Origin of the sequence: Bradyrhizobium oropedii (assembly GCF_020889685.1) — a bacterium.
GTDB classification, from domain to species: Bacteria; Pseudomonadota; Alphaproteobacteria; order Rhizobiales; family Xanthobacteraceae; genus Bradyrhizobium; species Bradyrhizobium oropedii.
Map to the genome: position 1 here is coordinate 1 of NZ_JACMYO010000332.1, position 4,194 is coordinate 4,194.

Below are 4,194 nucleotides of genomic sequence, written 5' to 3' on the forward strand. Positions count from 1 at the left end.
GGCTGATGACCCCATCGGGAATCGTCGGTTTTCGTGGCTTGGTTGCTGCGGTCAGTTGCTCCGTGCTGGTCGCAACGGCCGACATCGCACATGCCAAGCCGGTCTGCCCGTCTATTCCTCCGATGCCGACCCTCGAATTGAAGTCCATGTATTCGGATTCCAAGGGTTCGGTCGTCGACAACGCGAATGAAGACGCCAACGCCGAAATCATGGCCCCCATTTTCACGTTCTTTCGCACGATGGAACGCGCACTGGATGGAGCCAATGCCCATCCCGGCAGCCCCGACACCGATTGCGCTTTTCAGCTTTTCGGCCGATGGGCGAAAGCCGGCGCCCTGACATTCGAACCGCAGGTCTATGAAGGTCAAGGCAAGGTCAAACGTGGCCTGCTCAATCCAGCTTTCCAGATGATCGGTATCAAGTTCCGCGCCGCCGGCTATACGTTGAACGGCACAATGCTCGCGTGGCTTCGCCAGATGGATCAGGAAAATATCGAGTTCTACGCCAAAGGCACAAATCGCGCCAATCAACGCGTATGGGCAGCGACCGGCGCCGCATTGAACAATGTGTTGGAACGCGACCCGGTGGCGCTCGCCTTTCAGAATCAGGTCTGGCATGAAGCGCTTGCCGCGATCGACAATGACGGCTTCATTGCGGCCGAACTCGAGCGCGGATCGCAGGCGCTGGTTTATCACATCTATTCGCTATCGGCCACGCTCGTGCTGGAAGCCGCGCGGAATGCCCTTGGTTACAGCGAGCCCACCGCCGAGAGACAACGCGTCAAGAAGCTTGCCGTGGCCATCGGCGAGACGCTTTGCGATTCCCATAAGATGGAAGAGCTCGCGAAAGCCAAGATCAGAATCCCCGACGGGCAATGGGCCTACGAAGTCATGAACGGCTTCGGCGGCGATCGATTCGATGCTAATTGGTCACGTTGTGGTCTGGCGCAGACGGATTTCAATGCCCGCGACATGGGCGGAGACAGCCGTCGCTCGGTGGCGATCCTCAGCGGCTTGCACCGCTGACGACAACATGGTCGCGCCGGCCGCGAGGAGCTACGGCGCCGTGCATGCGGCTACCACGCACTATTTCTGAATAATAGAATAATGCGGTTGATTTGCCCGACGTGTCAAGTTGGCATGTCGCCCTCCAGGCACCCGGCGGCTACTTTGCATGGGGTTGTTTTCGATATTTTGGCCGCGCCTCTTCAGACCAGATTCAGATCCTTCGGCTTGATGCCGGTGAAGATGCGCTCGAGGCTTGCCTGCTGCAGGCCGTAGACGGGCTGGATCAGGCCGGCGAAGAACGCCTTGTAGTCGGTCAGAACGGGATAATCGCGGTTCTGGAACAGCGTCGCCTGCGTGACCTGGACCTGCTCGCCGGCCATCCGTCCGCCGTTGATGCCGCCGCCCATCACCCAATAGACGCTGCCGTGGCCATGATCGGTGCCGCGGTCGCCGTTCTCGCGGAAGGTGCGGCCAAACTCGGAGATTACGACCACGACCGTGTCGCGCCACATCGTGGGACCGATTTCCTCGGAGAAGCCGGCAAGGCCCCTGCCCAGTTCGCCGAGACGGTCGGCGAGATAGCCGGTCGCCGCGCCCTGGTTGACGTGGGTGTCCCAGCCGCCGACGTCGACGAAGCCGAGGTTGAACTGCTCGCGCATCAGGCGGCCGATCCGCCGCGCCGACAGCTCGAAGCCGCGCGGTGACACCGCGCCGCGGTTGGCCGCCATCATCTCCTCGGAGACCGATTTGTAGACGTCATCGCGGACGCGAAAGCCCTCCGACACCGAATTGGCCAGATCGCCTTTCGCGTACATCTCCCGGATCAGCCGCGCCTGCCGGTCGTCGACGCCGGGCTTGCTGACGCTGGCGATGCCGATGTTCGGAATCTGGTTCTGGCCGCGGAAGACCAGCGGCAGCTGGTCGGTGAAGGAGATCGGCTTCACCCGCGTCAGTTCGGTCGCCAGCCGGCTCATGAAACCGGAGCGATAGTCGCGGCTGCCGCCGACCGCCTGCCCGAGCTCGATCGTATCCTGGGTCTCGAAATGGCTGCGCGAGAGGTCATCGCTGGTGCCGGCAAACGGAACGAAAGCGATCTCGCGCTTGGCCCACAACGGATAGATCGAATCGCGCAAGCTTGGATGCAGTCCCCATCCGGCGTCGAGCGCCAGTGCCGCATTCGGATTGCCGGCATCGGGCCGCGCGACCGCAAGCGTCGGACGCGAGGCGTAGTAGAACTCGCTGCCGACCGGCACCACCACATTGGCAGCGTCATAGGCGCCACGCAGGAACACGACGAGCAGGCGCGCGTCGGTCGCGGGTGCCGCCCAGACCCGGCCGGCGACGGTGAGCGAAGCGGAAGCAGCGAAGGCCTTGATCAGTTCACGGCGGTTCATCGGCGAACCTCCCTTTCAGTGCATGAACTCGGGTGACGACAGAAACAGCGTATTCCAATCCTGCGGCGAGACGGCCTGGTCGAGCGCGGCAAGCGTGGTCGGGCTCAGCGTCTGCCTGATGTTGCTGAAGTAGAGCCCGTTCATGACCAGCGGAAACGCCGGCTGGTCGACCGCGTTGGGCTCGTTCGGCTTGAACAGGCCGGCCGATCCCGAGCCGATCGCGCGCGCGATCTCGAAACGCAGCATCATCTGCCCGGGACCGTTCCAGGCTGCCGAAAGCATCGAATAGCCGTCGGGCGTCTCGTGATTGAACAGGCCCTCGGACAGGCGGTTGAGCCAGCCCTGGATCGGCAGCGTATTGAGGACGACCTTGCTGTCATAGGCGAGCCGCACCGACGACATCACATAGAGCATCGGGTCCTTGAACTTGGCGCCGCCCTTCAGGCTGGCGGCGAATTCCGGCGCATGAACCAGCGTCGCCATCACGGCTGCGATATCGCCATCGGTCTTCTGGAAGGTCTGCGCCATTTGCTGCACCAGCGCGGCCGGCGGATTGTCCGACACGAAATAGGTCGCGAGCTGCTTTGCGATATGCGTGGCGGTCGCAGGATGGCGGCACAGGATGTCGAGGGCCTCGTCGACCTCGGCGAGACCGCGGCCCTTGATCTGATGGCCGAGGAAGGTCTTGTCGCCGAAGTCGTGGCGCGCCGGATTGAACTCGAACGCGCCCTCGCGGATCAGCTGGGATTGCTGCTCCGGCTTCAGCTTCGGATCCTCCGACTTGAAGTCGATGCCGACGCCGGTGAGGATGCGCGCCAGCGCCTCGACATCGGCCTGGGTGTAGCCGGAGCCGACGCCCATGGTGTGCAGCTCCATGATCTCGCGGGCGTAGTTCTCGTTGAGGTGACTGGCCGCGTTATCGGCGTTGTCGAGATAGCGCAGCATCACCGGATGATGCAGCGTCGTCGAGAGCAGGTTGCGGAATTTGCCGAGCGCGTTGACGCGGATCGCGCGATCCTCGTAATCGCCGACCAGCACGCGGATGTTGGACTTGTACTGGTGGACATTGAAGTGGTTGAACCAGAACCAGGTCAGGCGTTCGCGCAATTGATCCGGCGCGTAGAGCGCGTGCAGGATGGTGCGGGCCGCGGCCTGCCTGGCGCGGTCGTTCATGGCCTGCTGATAGACCTGTTGCGCGGCCTTGCGCTGCTCGGGATCGGCGACCTGGTTGGCGGATTTGCCCTGCTGGTCGAACGAAACCGCAATGTCGAACGGGAAGCGATGCACGTCCGGCATCGCCTCGATCTGCTTTTGGACGGCAGCCGGCAAAGCAGCATTGGCCGGATGCAGCTGCTCTTGCAGCCAGCGCTCGGCGCCGACCTCGCGCAGATGCGCCGCGCTCGACGCATTGACGCCCCAGGTCAGGCGATCGAGCAGCGCGATGTCCTGCGCCGCGAGATCGGCTGCCCGAGCCGGCTGGTGGAACACCACCAGCCCCGCGATCGTGCCGATCACTAGAGCCATTTCCGTTCCGATGGAATCGGAACGGAGCTCCAGATTTTTGTTTTGACGCGTTTTCTTCACGCGAACCGGCATCCACTTCGCTCGAAAACGCTCTAGGTTCGCGACTGTCCGCGATCCGAGTGTGGCCGTGATGCTCATGAAGGCTGACCTGCTCGGCTCATGGTGTCATGCCCTCAGTGTTTGCACTTGCCGGGAGGACATGCCGGCGCTGCTGCTCGTGGTGCGGGCGCGGGCCTTGGCGGCGGCGCCGCCATCCGCGGCGGCGGAGC

The 4,194-nt window shown here is 63.2% G+C and carries 3 protein-coding genes; 1 reads left to right on the forward strand and 2 read right to left on the reverse strand.

The window, feature by feature from the left end; translation table 11 throughout:
• A partial coding sequence (locus H8A95_RS41740; RefSeq protein ID WP_229188277.1) for an alginate lyase family protein occupies positions 1-1,025 on the forward strand: 1,025 nt, incomplete at its 5' end.
• Between the two features lie 182 nt (positions 1,026-1,207).
• On the opposite strand, the gene H8A95_RS41745 is transcribed toward H8A95_RS41740, so the two are convergent.
• Both H8A95_RS41745 and H8A95_RS41750 read right to left on the reverse strand, forming a co-directional pair.
• A complete protein-coding gene (locus H8A95_RS41745; RefSeq protein WP_229188278.1) occupies positions 1,208-2,401 on the reverse strand; it encodes a DUF1501 domain-containing protein in 1,194 nt (397 codons plus the stop codon).
• Between the two features lie 15 nt (positions 2,402-2,416).
• Positions 2,417-3,925, reverse strand: a complete 1,509-nt coding sequence (locus tag H8A95_RS41750) for a DUF1800 domain-containing protein (RefSeq protein ID WP_229188279.1) — start codon at positions 3,923-3,925, stop codon at positions 2,417-2,419.
• Positions 3,926-4,194: the final 269 nt, after the last annotated feature.

What these genes read in the sequence shown, in the direction of transcription:
- H8A95_RS41745 (WP_229188278.1), bottom strand. Translation starts at nt 2,401, where the DNA reads ATGAACCGCCGTGAACTGATCAAGGCCTTCGCTGCTTCCGCTTCGCTC.
- H8A95_RS41750 (WP_229188279.1), bottom strand. Translation starts at nt 3,925, where the DNA reads ATGGCTCTAGTGATCGGCACGATCGCGGGGCTGGTGGTGTTCCACCAG.